Below are 14,369 nucleotides of genomic sequence, written 5' to 3'. Positions count from 1 at the left end.
TCATGCCGCCGCCCATCATGAAGTCCCGGATTTCCTTGGGGCTCACCTGACCGTTGCCATCTGCATCCGCCATCTTGAACATCCGTTCGTGGACGGCCTGAACCTCTTCAAGGGACAGCGAACCATCACCGTTCGTGTCCATCATGGCGACGACCATCGCGGGCATCATCGAGGCGCCCATGTGACCCTTCTTGCCGGAGCGATCCTTCTTGCCGGACCAGTCCTTCTTGCCGGACCAGTCCTTGTCCGCGCCATCCCCGGACATGCCGTCCTGGCCTGCCATGCCGTCCATCTGCTGATCGCCCGGCGTCACCGTGTCGGAAGCGCCGGCACTGTGCTGGCTGGCCTGCGCGCCGACTGCGGCGAGGGCGAAAAGCGCGGCGTATATCCCGGTTGTCATTTTCATCGTGTGGATCCTCTTTCTTCGGAAACGTCTGCCCTTCAACGAACCGCAACCGATCCGGTTCTTCGCAAAAGCGGATCGGGCGGTCATAGATCCGTGAACCGCACCGGCATTTCCGCGTTTCGACAAGGGCGCACCGGTCCAGGGCCGGCCGGCCATGTCTCGCGCAGGGAAAAGCCTGCGAAGCAACCGGATCAGAGGAGGGCGACCAATGCCACGAATCCCGTCCGACGGCCAACTTGACAGCACCCTTGCGCTGTTGGCGAACCCTTACTTTTTCATCGCGGAAAGATGTCGCAGGCTTGAAACCGATCTTTTCGAGACCCGCATCCTGCTGGGCAGAACGATCTGCATGACCGGCCCGGCCGCGGCCGAGCTGTTCTACCGGAACGAACAACTCGTGCGGAAAGACGCCATGCCTGCACGGATCCAGAAAACCCTTCTGGGCGAAGGCGGTGTCCAGGGACTGGATGGCGAAGCACATCGGCACAGGAAGCGGATGTTCATGTCTCTCATGACATCCGCACGGATAGGCGCGCTTCGCGACAGGATGCTGCAACTTCTGGACGCCCGTGCGAGTGACTGGGAGGGAATGGACAGGGTCGTTCTCTATGACGAGACCAGAGAAATCCTTGCAAAAGCGGTCTGTGCATGGGCCGGGGTTCCGTTGCCGCCGGCGGATGTCGCGCGACGGACCCGGCAACTGACCGGGCTTTTCCAGAATGCCGGTTCGGTCGGGCCGAGGCACTGGCGGGCGCGCCTGTCCAGGCATCGCCTTCAACGCTGGGCCTCGCGGATGGTCGGACAGGTGCGCGACGGCAGCCTTGAGCCGCAAGAGGAAAGCGCCCTCCACGTCATCGCGACATGGCGCGACCCCGACGGCGCCTTGCTGCGCCCTGCCGTGGCCGCGGTGGAATTGCTGAATGTGCTGCGTCCGACCGTGGCGGTCTCGGTGTTCATGACCAGCGCCGCGCACGCGTTACATGAACATGGCGACTGGCAGCACAAACTTCGCGAGGACCAGGGCAATCTGGAGCCGTTCGTGCAGGAAGTTCGGCGCTTCTACCCCTTTTTTCCTGCCGTCGCGGCTTGGTCCACAAAGGATTTCCGGTGGCGCGATTATCATTTTCCCCAGGGGCGCAGGATATTGCTTGACCTTACCGGGACGAATTCCGACCCCCGAACATGGGACGCGCCCGGTGAATTCCGCCCGGATCGCTTTCAGCATTGGAACGGCAATGCCTTCACGTTCATTCCGCAGGGCGGCGGCAGCCATGATACCGGTCACCGCTGCCCGGGCGAATGGATCGCGATCGAGCTGATGAAGGCGTTTTGCGATTTCCTTGTCGGTTCGATCACCTACGACCTGCCCGACCAGGATTTGTCGATCGACCTGTCAAGCCTGCCCGCCTTGCCGAAGAGCCGCGTCGTGATAAGCCGCATCAGACGGCGGACATCTCTGCGCCACGACCGGATCGAAGTTCCCGCTGATTGAGGACCGCCGCTTCACAGCGATACTCCGTCATTGGACGGATGGGACGGGCCGGGGGCGTCGCTGCATAGCGTTTGCACGGCGCGGTGCTGTGTCAGGAAGACCCGGCCCGTCAGATCATCCAGAAAATGGGATTTCTTGAGCCTGTCCATGACCGGGCCCTTCACTTCGCTGAGGTGGAACGTGATCCCGCGCGATTCCAGCCGCCTGTTGATTGCCTCGAGGCTTTCCAGCGCACTCATGTCGATCTCGTTCACCGCCGAGCACATCAGGATCACGTGCCGCAGGTCGTCGCGCGCAGCGACCATGTCATAGATGCGGTCTTCGAGATTGCGGGCATTGGCGAAATACAGGCTTTCATCGACGCGCACCGACAGGATGGCGTCATGCAGGGTCACGTCATGGCGGTTGACGTTTCGATAGTGTTCGGTGCCGGGCACCTGGCCTACCACCGCCATATGCGGGCGCGAGGATTTGTAGAGGTGGATGAGGATCGAGATCAGAACCCCCGCCGAAACGCCGATTTCCACCCCCAGACCCAGCGTCAGCAGGATCGTTGCGGTCACGGCGGCGAAATCGGCCCTGGAATAGACCCAGCTGCGTTTCAGGATCGAGAGATCGACAAGGCCAAGCACCGCGACGATGATCGTCGCCGCCAGCGTGGCCTTGGGCAGATAATAGATTGCCGGGGTCAGCATCAGCGCGGCGATGGCCAGCCCCACCGCGGTATAGGCTCCGGCGGCCGGGGTGCGGGCGCCAGCGTCGAAGTTCACCACCGACCGCGAGAACCCGCCGGTGACCGGAAAACCGCCCGTGAACGCAGCACCAAGGTTGGCGGCCCCCAGACCGATCAGCTCCTGATCCGGGTCGATGCGCTGGCGGCGCCTGGCGGCCAGCGTCTGCGCGACCGAGATCGATTCCACGAAGCCGATGACCGAGATCAGGATGGCCGGCCCGATCATCGCGGCCAGAAGGCCGGGCTGGAATGCCGGTACCGTCAGCGGCGGCAGCGCCCGGGGCACGGTCCCGACGATATCGACGCCGCGATCCGCGAGGCCGAAGGCCCAGACCACCAGCGTCGTGACCAGAACGGCCAGGACCGGCCCGGCCTTGGACCCCATGTCGGCAAGCGTGTTGCCCAGCCCGATGCGCAGCAGCAGCGGCTTCAGCCCCTTGCGTACCCAGAACAGGAACGCCGTCGCACTCGCCCCCAGCAGGACCGTGATCCCGTTGATCGTCCCGATGGCCGACCACAGCCCGTGCAGCATCTCGATCAGCGTATCGCCAGAGGCCCTGACGCCGAGGATGTATTTCAACTGGCTGGTGGCGATCAGGATGCCGCTGGCGGTGACGAACCCGGCGATGACCGGATGCGACAGGAAATTCGCCAGAAATCCCAGCCGGAACAGGCCGAGGATCAGCAGGAAGATGCCCGACAGAAACGCCAGCGTGAGGGCGGCGGTGACCTGGTCGATGCCCTGGTCACCCAGTTTGCCGATCGCCGCCGCCGTCATCAGCGACACCACCGCCACCGGTCCGACCGCCAGCGTGCGCGAGGTGCCGAAGATCGCGTAGAGCACGATGGGCAGGATCGAGGCATAGATCCCGGCCTCGGGCGGCAATCCGGCCAGCAGCGCATAGGCCAGCGACTGCGGGATCAGCATGATCGTGACGATCACCGCCGCGACCAGATCGCCGCTCAGCTTGTCGCGGTCGTAACGGCTGCCCCAGTCCAGAACCGGCAGGTATAGGGTCAGGCGGGGCACGTCTTTCAGGCCGTGATGGGCAGTCCGGCCTGCTTCCAGCCGCCCAGTCCGCCTTCGATGACCCTGGCATTGTAGCCCATCGTCTTCAACACGTCGGCCGCCAGCGCCGCGCGTGCCCCCGAGGCGCAAAGGACATTCACATGGCCTTTGGATCGGCGCATCGCCACCAGCGCGTCATGCGCCTTGCCGGTATCAGGATCGGCCTGTGCCTCCAGCAGCCCGCGCGGGATGTGGATCGCCCCCGCGATCGCCCCGTCGCTGTCCAGTTCGGCCGGTTCGCGCACGTCGAGGATCACGTCCCCGTTCGGCCGTGCGGCCTGCGCATCGGCGGGGCTGATCGTTTCGACGCGGGTCCTGGCCTCGGCCACCAGGTCTTTCATGGATTTGGTCATGATCGTATCCTTCAGAATTTGTCGACAGGCAGTTTCAGGTAATGGGCGCCGTCGCTTTCGGCCTCGGGCAGCCTTCCGCCACGCAGGTTGATCTGCAAGACGGCCAGCATCCGGTCGGGCAGCGACAGCGTCGCATCGCGTTCTTCGCGGGTGGCGATGTAATCCTCCTTGGCGGTGCCCTCCTTGACGTGAATGTTGTCGGCCCTGTGCTTGTCCACCGTGGCCTCCCATTCCGGCTCGTCGCGGCCGTCGGCGCCGTAGTCATGGCCGATGAACAGGCGCGTGTCGCCCGGCAGGGCCAGGATGGCCTGCAGCGAGTTCCACAATTCCTCGGTGCTGCCACCGGGAAAGTCGGCGCGCGCGGTGCCGCTGTCGGGCTGCATGAGCGTGTCGTGCACGAAGGCCGCGTCGCCGCAGATATAGGTGATCGACCCCATCGTGTGACCGGTCGACAGCATCACCCGGACGTCCAGATCGCCGAGCTTGAAGCTGTCCCCATCGGCAAACAGCCGGTCGAAATCGCGGGCCGGATCGAAGGCCTTGGGCATGTTGTAGAAACCCCGCCAAAGATCTGCGATGTCGGCGACCTTCTCGCCGATGGCATTGGGGGCGCCGGTGCGTTCCTTCAGCCGCGCCGAGGCCATCGCGTGATCGGCGTGGGGATGCGTGTCCAGCACCCATTCCACCGACAGGCCATGTTCTTCGACCAGTTTCAGAACCTGATCCATGCTGCGCGTGTCGATGGAAAAGGCGGCCGGATCGAAATTCAGCACGACGTCGATCAGCGCGGCCTTCCTGGTCGCCGGATCGGCGCAAATATACTGGATCGATCCGGTATCGGGTTCGTAGATCCCCCAGACATCGGGGCTTTGTGCGCCGGTCGACGGCGAGTGCCGGACAATCGGCTGGTCCAGTTTTGACGGCTCTGACATGATCAGGCTCCTTTCGCTGTGAAGATCGTGAAAGATTTCGCGCGTCCGCCCAGCACGATGCCGATCAGCATTGCGGGCAGGAATATCAGCGTTCCGGGCGCGCCCATCGCCAGCGCCGTCCAGGCCGGGCCGGGGCAGAATCCGCCCAGTCCCCAGCCGGTTCCGAAGATGGCGGCGCCGGTCAGCAGCGGGGCGTCGATGGCGGTGTTGTCCGGCATGTCGAATCCCGGCCCGAGGGCGGGGGCATCTCGACGCCAGACCAGCCGATAGCCGATGAAGGCCGTCACCGAAGCGCCGCCCATGACGAAGGCGAGGCTGGGATCCCAGGCGCCGAAGATGTCGAGGAAATTGAGAACCTTGGCGGGATTCGCCATGCCGGACAGGATCAGCCCGATGCCGAAGGTCAGACCGGCGAAGAAACCCAGGACGGGACGCATGATCGGCTCCTCAGATCACGTGGCGGATCAGGGTGGTGGTCAGGACGGCTGCGGCCAAGAACACGCATACGGCGACCAGCGACCGGCGCGACAGGCGCGCCAGACCGCAGACGCCATGTCCCGAGGTGCAGCCCGATCCCAGTGCGGTGCCCGTCCCGACCAGCAGTCCCGCAAGGGCCATGCCGGGCAGGTTGCCGGATACGGTCTGTTGCGGAAACGATCCGGTCACCAGCAGGACAGCGACCGGCGCCGCGACCAGGCCCAGCAGGAAAGCAAGCCGCCACCCGCGGTCGTCGGGTCCGCCAAGCCCCGGCACAAGGCCGGTCAGGCCCTTCGTGATGCCGCTGATCCCTGCGATCTTGCCGAACAGGCCCATCACCGTCACCGCGCTGATTCCGATCAGCACACCGCCGGTCAGCGACAGCCATGGTGTGAAATCGGTCGCGACGACGGGTTCCATGCCGGTCTCCTCTCATTCGTTACCCTTGGCTTTCGCCGGATGAGTCGTTATATGTAAGTAATGGCTAAATTAGTCAACACTGATATAAAAGAAAATCGGCCCTCGCTGCCGGTCTTGCAGGCGCGCGCCGCAGAGGTCGCGGGGCAGCTTGGCCTGTTGGCGAACACCAGCCGGCTGATGGTGCTGTGCCATCTTCTGGAGGGTGAGCAATCGGTCGGAGCGTTGCAGATCCAACTGGACCTGAGCCAGTCTGCGCTGAGCCAGCATCTTGCCCGGTTGCGCGACGCGGGAATGGTGGCGACGCGCCGCGACCGGCAGACGATCTTCTACCGTATCGCCGACCCGCGAGTGCATCAGATGATCGAGGCGCTGTATCTGATCTATTGCGCATCGGAAGACGACAGCGACGGCTAGGCGGATCGCGGCAGCAGAGTTCCCGCACCGTCGATCCCAGCCTTGACGCATTGGGGGGGGCGCTGACGGCGCGGCAACAAGGCCCCGCGCATGGGCATGGCGTCGGCGCGTTTGGTAAATTCCTGCCGGTTTGACCCGGCCAATGCGCAGTCTAGACCATCGAGCCGATATCCGACGCAAAGCTGGGATAGGCAAAGGTGACGCCCTTGATCGCGGTCGCGGTCAGGCCCGCAGCCATCGCCATCGCGAACAGGTTGATCTGCTCTTCGGCACCGGGGCCAAGCAGATGCGCCCCCAGGATCCTGCCGGTCGCCTTTTCGACCAGAACCTTGTAGGCACTGTGTTTCGCACCCACCCGCAGCGACGAATACCAGTCCGCCGTCTTCGCGAAACGGGTCTCGAAATCCAATCCCCTGTCGCGCGCGGCAGCTTCGGACAGGCCGACCGTCGCCATCTGGGGCAAGGTGAAGACGACGCTTGGAATCGGCCGATCATCCACCCGGCGCTCATCCTTTCCGGCAAGCAGGTTCTTGCCTGCGATCCGGCCCTCGAGGGCCGAGACGGGGGTCAGATTCGGACCGCTATCGGCGCAATCTCCGGCGGCGAAGATGGCCGGGTTGGTCGTGCGCATGAAGGGGCTGACCCTGATGCCCTTGCGACCGTATTCGACGCCCGCGGCTTCAAGGTCGAGATGGTCGATATTGGGCACGCGGCCGGTGGCATGAACCACGAGATCGCAGACGACCGTTTCCGTCCCCTGCCGCGTCTCGCAAGTCACCGCGAAGTCCTGTCCGCGTCTTTCGATCTTCAGAACCTTCGCCCCGGTCCGCAGATCGACGCCCAGCTCGGTCGTTGCTTCGACAAGAACGTCGACCAGATCGGGATCGAAATTTCCAAGCGGCCGGTCCTGCATTTCCAGGACCGTGACTTCGCGCGCCCCCGCGCGCCGGGAGATATGGGCGAACTCCATCGCGATGAATCCGCCGCCGACGAACACGATCCTGTCGGGCCGTTCGGGCAATTCCAGAAAATCGGTGCTGGTTGCCAGAAGCTCTTCGCCGGGAATGTTCAGCGTCATCGGCCGGGCGCCGGTGGCGATGTGGAAGTGGCGTGCCGACAGGGTTTCGCCATTCACCACGATCCGGTCGGGGCCGGTGAACCGTGCCTGGCCATGCAGCACCGTGACGCCGGCTTTCTCCAGCCCGCCCTCGATACGGCCGGGCATCGCGTCCGTGAAGCTGCGCTTGAAGGCGATCATGTCCGGCCAATCGACCGAAGGCCGTGTCTTCAGGCCCTTGCCGTCCAGGTTGCGGGCCTGTTCGATCCCCTCGGTCACGGCGACCAGCATCTTCTTGGGATCGCAGCCTCGCAATGCACAGGTGCCACCGAAGGGCAGGCTGTCGATGCTGGCCACCTTCCAGCCGGCGCCGGCAGCCATCCGGGCGACCCCGTTCCCGCCGGTCCCGCCGCCGATGACGATCAGATCGAATTCCTTGCTGGCAGGCATGATTTTCCCCCTCGCGGTTTGCTGCCGCCGCCCGGTTGGCCCAATCGCCCCCGGCTTACGGGCTGCGCGCGCTGCGCGACGCCGCGCCCTGCGGGATCATCGCGGACCCCCGCAGGTCCGCCCGCCAAGGCGTCACTGGATATCGCGGGCGCGTTCCGTGTCCAGTTCCTGGTTCGCGGTCTCGACAGCGCCTTTCATGGCGTCGAAGATTTCCTGCCCGCCCTCGACATTGGCGGTGAACCATTCATAGACCGGCCGGGCGGCATCGGCAAAGGCCTGCTTTTCCTCCGGCGTCGGCACATAGAGATCACCGCCGCCCTGGACGAATTCCTCATAGGCGGGGATCGACTTGCGCTTGGGCGAAGCGAAGGTGGCCTGCTGAAGCTGGTAGAATCCATCGACCACGACCCGGCGCATGTCTTCGGGCATGGCCATGAACCTCTCGTTGGACATCCACCACAGCGCGCCCATGTAGGCGTGCCCGTCCAGCGTCAGGTATTGCAGCCCGGCCTCGGGGAATTTCATCGACATGATGTCGGTGATGCCGTTCTTGGTGCCGTCCACCACACCGGTCTGCAACGAGGTGAACAGTTCGGGCCAGGGGATCGGCGTCGGCGCGGCGCCCAGGGTTCTGACCAGTTCCTGCGGCAGGTCGGCGACCACGGTGCGGATCTTCATGCCCTTCAGATCGGCCGGCGTCTGGACGCGGCGCTTGGTATTGGCAAAGTTGCGCCAGCCGCCGGTATTGCCGATGGTCATCAGCCGGATCGCGCCGCCCGAATCCTCCAGCGCCATCTCGCGCATGGTGCGCGTGAAATCGCCCGACAGAACCTTCTCGGCCACGCGGTCATCCTGCATCAGGTAGGGCAGGTCCAGGACCTGCACATAGGGGAACAGGCCGGCCGCCCCGCCCGAGGTCGAGATATAGACATCGATGGATCCATCGGCCACGCCCTGAAGGCATTCGGCCCCGTTCGAACACAATTGCGTACCCATGTAGATCTCGACCGCGATGGCGCCGTTCGAGGCGCTTTCCACATAGGACTTGAAGACCTGCAGGCCGTCGTAATCCTCGTCGCTCTCGTTGGAATTGGCGACGGCGCGGAGGGTATATTCCTGCGCCGCGGCCGGGATCGCCAGCAGCGCCGCCATGGCCAGCGCCGCCGCCGTCGTGATTGTCTTCGTCAACATCAGATCCTCCCTCTTGGTTCGAATGACATTCAGTTCGCGAACCCGGTCAGACGCGGGATCGTCATGGAGATCGCGGGGAAATAGGTGATCAGGAAGATCACCAGGATTTCGACCGCGAGAAATGGCAGGATGGCGCGGGCGATCGTCGTCACCCGTTCCCCCGACACGGCCGAGGCCACGAACAGCACCAGCCCCATCGGCGGCGTGGCCAGCCCGACGGTCAGGTTCACGCACATGATGATGGCGAAATGCACGCTGTCCACGCCCAGCTGGGTAAAGACCGGCGCCAGGATCGGACCCAGGATGATGATCGCCGGCCCCGCATCCAGGAACATGCCGACCACGAACAGCAGCAGGTTGATCAGAAACAGCATCAGCAGCGGATTCTCGGTCAGCGTCAGGATCACGTCGGCCATCATCTGCGGCGCCTGCGACAGCGACACCACGGTCTTGAACGACATCGCCGCCCCGACCAGCAGCAGCACCACCGCCGAGGTGATGCCGGCGCGGCCCAGCACGTCGGGCAGTTCCGACAGGCGCAGCGTCCGCAGCACGAACAGGCTGATCACCAGCGCATAGAACACCGCGACCGCCGCCGCCTCGGTGGGCGTGAACACGCCTGCCAGGATGCCGCCCAGGATGATCACCGGCGTCATCAGCGGAAAGAACGCCTTCAGGCTGGCCTGCCCGCGTTCGCCCCAGCCATAGCGACGCGATGCCACCGGAAAGTCGTAGCGGTCGGCCATGATCTTGATCAGCGCCATCAGCCCCACGCCGACCAGCACGCCGGGCACCAGCCCGGCCAGAAACAGCGCCGCGACGCTTTCGCCCATCACATAGGCATAGATGATCATGATCCCCGATGGCGGAATGATCGGCCCGATCACCGAACTGGCCGCGGTGATCGCGGCAGCGAAGCGACGGGTATAGCCCTGCCGCTCCATCGCCGGTATCAGCATCGAGCCAAGCGCCGAGGTATCCGCCACGGCCGATCCGGACAGCCCCGCGAACAGCATCGAGGACAGCACGTTCACATGCGCCAGCCCGCCGCGAAAATGCCCCATCAGCGCCTGGCTGAATTCGACCAGCCGGTGGGTGATGCCGCCGCGATTCATGATCTCGCCGGCCAGCATGAAGAACGGGATCGCCATCAGCGGAAAGCTGTCCATGCCGTTGTAGAGGTTGCGGTAAAGCAAGGTCAGGTCGCGTTCCTGCCCGTTCAGGACAAGCAGGATTCCCGGCGCCGCGAGCAGGCCGAAAAAGACCGGCAGGCCGATCATCAGGAAGACCAGGAACAGCGGCAGGAACCAGATCAGCATCACTCGGCGCCCTCGGTCTCGGAATGGGGAATGGGCGGAAGTTCGACGAGACCCAGAACCTGCGCCAGATTGCGCAGGATCAGTTCGACATTGACCAGGATCAGCAGCACGATCCCCACCGGCAGCGCGGCCATCATCCAGCTGCGCGGCAGTCGCTGCCAGGTGCTGAAATCGACCGAGGTCGGCAGATAGAGCGAGGCCGAGGCAAAGCGTCCGCCCAGCCCCGTCACCTCGGACCAGCCGATCTTCAGCGACACGATCAGCACCGTCAGGCTGACGGCCAGCAGCACGATGTTCAGGATCGCCGCCGCCGCGCGGGGCAGGGCGAAGATCAGGATGTCGATCGCCACGAAGCCGCCGCGGCGAAAGGCGATCGGCGCCATCAGCCCGGTCATCCACAACATGCCGAAGCGCGCCGCCTCGTCCGGCCAGGGCAGGGCGTTGTTCAGGACGTAGCGGAAGAAGACCTGCACCAGCGTCACCGCGACCATCATCGCGATGGCCGCGATGCCGATGCCATAGCCGATCCTCAGCAGATGCCCGTTCACCCAGGACAGGGCCCGGATCGACGCCTCCAGCAAGACCATTCGCTCTCCCCCCTCATGCGCCGTCCCCCCCTCCTCAGGGTCGGGTGGCGCAGTCAGTTGTTGTCGATCCGTGCCATCCGCCCGCCAAAGAAGGCCAGCGGATCGCCCTGTTGCATCGTGGCGCGCAGCACCTCGCCCACCACAATGGCATGATCGCCGGCATCATGCACCGCGTAACGGTGGCAATCGAACCGCGCGAGGCACTGGTCCAGCACCGGCACGCCCCAGCCGTTCCGGCCCAGCGGCAGATCCTGCAGCGCCGTCGCGTCCCGGGCCACGGCAAAGGCCAGTTCGTGCTGGTCGGCGGCAAGGACATGGATCGCGTAATGCCGCGCCTCGGCGAATTGCGCATAGCGGCGGGACCGGCGCGCCGGCGACCACAGCACCAGCGGCGGATCCATCGAGACCGAGGAAAAGCTGTTGACGGTGATCGCCGCGCAGCCGGACGGATCGCCGGTCGTGACGATGGTGACGCCGGTGGCGAACAGGCCAAAGGCGTCGCGCAGGTCGCGCCCGTTCTGGGGTTCGGGAACGAAACTGCGGGGTTCGGCCATGTGCATCACGCCACCTCGCGGCCAAGCGCCGCCTCGTAGAGCTGGAACCATTGCACGCGGGTCAGATCGACCTTGCGCGCATCCGGGATCGCGGCGATGCGGACCAGAGAGTTGGTGCCCAGAACCGGCAGGATCGTCGCCGGGTGCCGCAGCAGGAAAGCCACCGCGATGGCCGCGCGATCGACGCCGAATTCCCCGGCCAGCGCGTCCATCCGCCGGGTCAGGGCGGTATCGCCCCGCATCAGGCTGCCGCCGCCCAGCGGCGACCAGGCCATGACCGGATCGCCGCGGCGCTGGTGAAAGGCAAGATCGCCATCCGCGAAGGGCTGCGGCCGGGCCAGCGACAATTCGATCTGGTTCGTGACCAGCGTGTTCCGCATGGCGGCTTGCAGCAGCTCGACATCCCAGGGCCGGAAATTCGACACGCCGGCGGCGCGGATCTTGCCCGACCGGATCAGCCCGTCCAGCGCCGCTCCGGTCTCGTGGGGATCCATCAGCGGATCGGGGCGGTGGATCAGCAGCAGGTCGATATGATCGGCGCCCAGGTCGCGCAGCGACTTCTCGACCGAGGCGGTGATATGGGCGGCCGAGGTGTCGTAATGCTTGCAGGCCGCGTCCGCGTATCGTCCGCAGGGCGCGACGATACCGCATTTCGTGACCAGCTCGACCCTGTTGCGCAGTCCCGGATCGGCCCTGAAAGCCTGTCCCAGGATCGCCTCGGCGGTATAATCGCCATAGATGTCTGCCTGATCCAGGGTGGTGATGCCCCGGTCCAGCGCCGCGTCGATCTTGGCGCGCACGTGCCCGGCCGAGATGTCGGCATCATCGCCAAGCCGCCACATGCCGTAGACAAGCCGCGAAAGGCTGAGACCCTCGGCAATGCGAACCCGGTCGGCGGCGAAATCCCCCAGCGTATCCATCAGCGCCGCACCCCCGCGCCCAGCGGCGTGCGCGGCAGGGCATCGGGCACCCGCCCCCGGACCCGGTTCAGCTGGCAGGTCTTCATCTGCGGCAGCACGCGGCTGCCGAAATGTTCGGCCTCGTCAAGATGCGGATAGCCCGACAGGATGAAGGCGCGGATCCCCATCCCCTGCAATTCCTCCAGCTTGCTCAGAACCTGATCGGTCGAGCCGACGATGGCCGCGCCGCAGCCCGACCGCGCCCGGCCCACCCCGGTCCAAAGGTTCGGTTCGACATAGCCTTCCAGGTCGGCCAGTTCGCGGTTGCGCGCCTGATGGCTGACGCCCAGGCTGCCCGCATCCAGCGCCCGTTCGCGGATCGCCTGCCCCAGTTCGTCGTCCAGCTTGCTGGCGATGTAGCGGGCATAGTCCCTGGCCTCGGCCTCGGTGTCGCGGACGATGACATGGGCGCGGAATCCGTAATCCAGCGTCCGCCCGTATCGTTCGGCGGCCTCGTGGGCGGCCTTCATCCTGGCGGCGATGTCCTCGGTCTTTTCGGGCCACATCAGATAGACATCGCAATGCTGCCCGCACAGATCCAGCGCGTCGGGCGAATAGCCGCCGAAATACAGCATCGGCCCGCCCTGCTGATAGGGTTTGGCCGGATCCGTGGTCAGGCCGGCAAAGCTGTAGACCTCGCCCTCGTAATCGATCTGGTCGCGACTCCAGGCCTGTTTCAGGATCTCGACCACCTCGCGCGACCGCTTGTATCGGTGCTTGCTGTCCTCTTTCTGGCCCGGAAAGTCGGACGAGATGATGTTTACCGTCAGCCGCCCCTGCAACATGTGATCCAGCGTCGCGATGGTGCGCGCCAGCATGATCGGCTGCATCTCGCCGCAGCGCACGGCGGCCAGCAGGTTGATGCGTTCGGTGATCGGCGCGCAGCCGGCGACAAAGCTCAGCGTGTCCTGGCCCACCTGATAGGACGAGGGGCACAGGATATTGCCGAAGCCCTGTGCCTCGGCGGTCTTGACGATGTCCGAACAATGATCCCAGGACGACCGGAGATCGCCGTCCGGCACCCCGAGAAACTGGTAATCATCCGAGCAGAGCGCCGAAAACCAGGCCACCTCGACCGCGTCGAGATCCGCAGATGTCACCGGGACAATGGTCATGTTCCCTCCCTCGGGTCGCTGAAATTCGGTCTTTACTAGCTCCGCCTTTGGTGTAAATCAATAGGGTATCAATTCTGGTCGCACGGGACAGGCGAAATCATGCAGGACAGGGGCAGACCCGCAGGCCACCGGCCCGACGCGCTGCCGATCTACATGCAGATCAGCGAGATCCTGATCCGGGACATCGCCTCGGGGCGGCTGGTCGATGGTCAGAAGCTGCCGCCCGAACGCGATTTCGCGAAGGCCCATGGCACCACCGTCGGGACGCTGCGCAAGGCGCTGCTGCTGCTGGAAAGGAAGGGCCTTCTGGAACGCCGGCAGGGGTCGGGGAACTATGTCCGTGCGGGTGGCGCGGTCGATTCGGTCTATTCGATGCTGCGGCTGGAACTGGTGCGCGGCGGCGGCGGGCTGCCCACGGCGGATATCCTGTCGGCCGATTATCTGCCCAAGGATGCCGGCCAGCCCGCCTATGGCACCTCGGATCACGGCACCCGCTTTCGCCGCCTGCGCTATCTGGATGACCAGATCGTCGCGATCGAGGAAATCTGGCTGGACGGCGGCGCCGGCATCGTGCCGCGGGATCTGATCCAGGATTCGCTTTACCTGACCTACAAGCGGGCGCTGAAACTGTGGATCAGCCGGGCCGAGGACCGGGTCGGGATCGGCGCGGTCCCGGACTGGTCGCCCACGGCCTTTGCGCTGCCCCCCGGTACCGTGACCGCCTATATCGAACGGCTGTCCTGGGCGCAGCGCGCCGAGGCGGTCGAATTTTCCCGCACCTGGTACGACACCGAAAAGGCGCTTTATGTCCAGCGCCTCGCCTGACGAAAGAGGGATCCCC

General features: G+C 65.0%; 16 protein-coding genes. 3 read left to right on the top strand and 13 right to left on the bottom strand.

Annotated features, from left to right (window positions below):
- A partial coding sequence (locus B4A72_RS12225; RefSeq protein ID WP_292956589.1) for an EF-hand domain-containing protein occupies window positions 1-406 on the bottom strand: 406 nt, incomplete at its 3' end.
- Window positions 407-1,211: 805 nt separating this feature from the next.
- Between B4A72_RS12225 and B4A72_RS12220 the strand changes: the two genes are divergently transcribed.
- Window positions 1,212-1,898 (top strand): cytochrome P450, encoded by a 687-nt coding sequence (locus B4A72_RS12220; protein ID WP_292956592.1) that lies wholly within the window; start codon window positions 1,212-1,214, stop codon window positions 1,896-1,898.
- A gap of 11 nt (window positions 1,899-1,909) precedes the next feature.
- On the opposite strand, the gene B4A72_RS12215 is transcribed toward B4A72_RS12220, so the two are convergent.
- From B4A72_RS12215 to B4A72_RS12195, 5 genes are read right to left on the bottom strand one after another with little or no spacing between them, the layout of a single operon-like run.
- Window positions 1,910-3,661: a SulP family inorganic anion transporter gene (locus B4A72_RS12215; RefSeq protein ID WP_292978708.1), complete on the bottom strand. Its 1,752-nt coding sequence runs from the start codon at window positions 3,659-3,661 to the stop codon at window positions 1,910-1,912.
- Window positions 3,662-3,666: 5 nt separating this feature from the next.
- Window positions 3,667-4,053: a rhodanese-like domain-containing protein gene (locus B4A72_RS12210; RefSeq protein ID WP_292956598.1), complete on the bottom strand. Its 387-nt coding sequence runs from the start codon at window positions 4,051-4,053 to the stop codon at window positions 3,667-3,669.
- Window positions 4,054-4,064: 11 nt separating this feature from the next.
- Window positions 4,065-4,985, bottom strand: coding sequence for an MBL fold metallo-hydrolase (locus B4A72_RS12205; protein ID WP_292956601.1), 921 nt, complete (start codon window positions 4,983-4,985; stop codon window positions 4,065-4,067).
- 2 nt (window positions 4,986-4,987) lie between these two features.
- A complete protein-coding gene (locus tag B4A72_RS12200) occupies window positions 4,988-5,422 on the bottom strand; it encodes a DUF6691 family protein (RefSeq protein ID WP_292956604.1) in 435 nt (144 codons plus the stop codon).
- A gap of 10 nt (window positions 5,423-5,432) precedes the next feature.
- Window positions 5,433-5,882 carry a YeeE/YedE family protein gene (locus B4A72_RS12195; protein ID WP_292956607.1) on the bottom strand — a complete coding sequence of 150 codons (450 nt, stop codon included), beginning with the start codon at window positions 5,880-5,882 and terminating at the stop codon, window positions 5,433-5,435.
- 60 nt (window positions 5,883-5,942) lie between these two features.
- On the opposite strand from B4A72_RS12195, the gene B4A72_RS12190 reads away from it, so the two are divergent.
- Window positions 5,943-6,296 carry an ArsR/SmtB family transcription factor gene (locus B4A72_RS12190; protein ID WP_292956610.1) on the top strand — a complete coding sequence of 118 codons (354 nt, stop codon included), beginning with the start codon at window positions 5,943-5,945 and terminating at the stop codon, window positions 6,294-6,296.
- 151 nt (window positions 6,297-6,447) lie between these two features.
- Here the strand turns inward: B4A72_RS12190 and B4A72_RS12185 are convergent, their stop codons facing one another.
- The 7 genes from B4A72_RS12185 to B4A72_RS12155 form a co-directional block, all read right to left on the bottom strand.
- Window positions 6,448-7,803, bottom strand: coding sequence for a dihydrolipoyl dehydrogenase family protein (locus tag B4A72_RS12185; RefSeq protein ID WP_292956613.1), 1,356 nt, complete (start codon window positions 7,801-7,803; stop codon window positions 6,448-6,450).
- 132 nt (window positions 7,804-7,935) lie between these two features.
- Window positions 7,936-8,994, bottom strand: coding sequence for a TRAP transporter substrate-binding protein DctP (gene dctP, locus B4A72_RS12180; protein ID WP_292956616.1), 1,059 nt, complete (start codon window positions 8,992-8,994; stop codon window positions 7,936-7,938).
- A 29-nt stretch (window positions 8,995-9,023) separates the two neighbouring features.
- Complete coding sequence (locus B4A72_RS12175; protein ID WP_292956619.1) at window positions 9,024-10,313, bottom strand: TRAP transporter large permease; 1,290 nt, start codon at window positions 10,311-10,313, stop codon at window positions 9,024-9,026.
- Complete coding sequence (locus tag B4A72_RS12170) at window positions 10,313-10,900, bottom strand: TRAP transporter small permease (RefSeq protein WP_292956622.1); 588 nt, start codon at window positions 10,898-10,900, stop codon at window positions 10,313-10,315. Before B4A72_RS12170 ends, B4A72_RS12175 begins: the two co-directional genes overlap by 1 nt.
- Before the next feature lie 53 nt (window positions 10,901-10,953).
- Entirely contained in the window at window positions 10,954-11,454 is a 501-nt protein-coding gene (locus B4A72_RS12165) for a flavin reductase family protein (RefSeq protein ID WP_292956625.1), read from the bottom strand.
- Window positions 11,455-11,459: 5 nt separating this feature from the next.
- Window positions 11,460-12,374 (bottom strand): aldo/keto reductase, encoded by a 915-nt coding sequence (locus B4A72_RS12160; protein WP_292956628.1) that lies wholly within the window; start codon window positions 12,372-12,374, stop codon window positions 11,460-11,462.
- The gene (locus tag B4A72_RS12155) at window positions 12,374-13,528 is read right to left on the bottom strand and encodes an LLM class flavin-dependent oxidoreductase (protein ID WP_292956631.1); all 1,155 of its coding nucleotides are present in this window, start codon (window positions 13,526-13,528) and stop codon (window positions 12,374-12,376) included. The genes B4A72_RS12160 and B4A72_RS12155 overlap by 1 nt, the downstream gene beginning before the upstream one ends.
- 99 nt (window positions 13,529-13,627) lie before the next feature.
- On the opposite strand from B4A72_RS12155, the gene B4A72_RS12150 reads away from it, so the two are divergent.
- A complete protein-coding gene (locus B4A72_RS12150) occupies window positions 13,628-14,353 on the top strand; it encodes a GntR family transcriptional regulator (RefSeq protein WP_292956634.1) in 726 nt (241 codons plus the stop codon).
- Window positions 14,354-14,369: the final 16 nt, after the last annotated feature.

The sequence above is a fragment of the Paracoccus sp. UBA5162 genome, assembly GCF_002413585.1.
Taxonomy (GTDB): domain Bacteria; phylum Pseudomonadota; class Alphaproteobacteria; order Rhodobacterales; family Rhodobacteraceae; genus Paracoccus.
Note: the sequence above shows the minus strand (reverse complement) of the source record. Positions and strands in the feature narration are given on the sequence as shown.

Bases quoted from the DNA above. Each gene is read 5' to 3' on its own strand.
- B4A72_RS12205 (WP_292956601.1), bottom strand. From the start codon at position 4,985: ATGTCAGAGCCGTCAAAACTGGACCAGCCGATTGTCCGGCACTCGCCG.
- B4A72_RS12170 (WP_292956622.1), bottom strand. From the start codon at position 10,900: ATGGTCTTGCTGGAGGCGTCGATCCGGGCCCTGTCCTGGGTGAACGGG.
- B4A72_RS12195 (WP_292956607.1), bottom strand. From the start codon at position 5,882: ATGGAACCCGTCGTCGCGACCGATTTCACACCATGGCTGTCGCTGACC.
- B4A72_RS12210 (WP_292956598.1), bottom strand. From the start codon at position 4,053: ATGACCAAATCCATGAAAGACCTGGTGGCCGAGGCCAGGACCCGCGTC.
- B4A72_RS12200 (WP_292956604.1), bottom strand. From the start codon at position 5,422: ATGCGTCCCGTCCTGGGTTTCTTCGCCGGTCTGACCTTCGGCATCGGG.
- B4A72_RS12150 (WP_292956634.1), top strand. From the start codon at position 13,628: ATGCAGGACAGGGGCAGACCCGCAGGCCACCGGCCCGACGCGCTGCCG.
- B4A72_RS12185 (WP_292956613.1), bottom strand. From the start codon at position 7,803: ATGCCTGCCAGCAAGGAATTCGATCTGATCGTCATCGGCGGCGGGACC.
- B4A72_RS12165 (WP_292956625.1), bottom strand. From the start codon at position 11,454: ATGGCCGAACCCCGCAGTTTCGTTCCCGAACCCCAGAACGGGCGCGAC.
- B4A72_RS12175 (WP_292956619.1), bottom strand. From the start codon at position 10,313: ATGCTGATCTGGTTCCTGCCGCTGTTCCTGGTCTTCCTGATGATCGGC.
- B4A72_RS12155 (WP_292956631.1), bottom strand. From the start codon at position 13,528: ATGACCATTGTCCCGGTGACATCTGCGGATCTCGACGCGGTCGAGGTG.
- dctP (WP_292956616.1), bottom strand. From the start codon at position 8,994: ATGTTGACGAAGACAATCACGACGGCGGCGGCGCTGGCCATGGCGGCG.
- B4A72_RS12160 (WP_292956628.1), bottom strand. From the start codon at position 12,374: ATGGATACGCTGGGGGATTTCGCCGCCGACCGGGTTCGCATTGCCGAG.
- B4A72_RS12190 (WP_292956610.1), top strand. From the start codon at position 5,943: ATGGCTAAATTAGTCAACACTGATATAAAAGAAAATCGGCCCTCGCTG.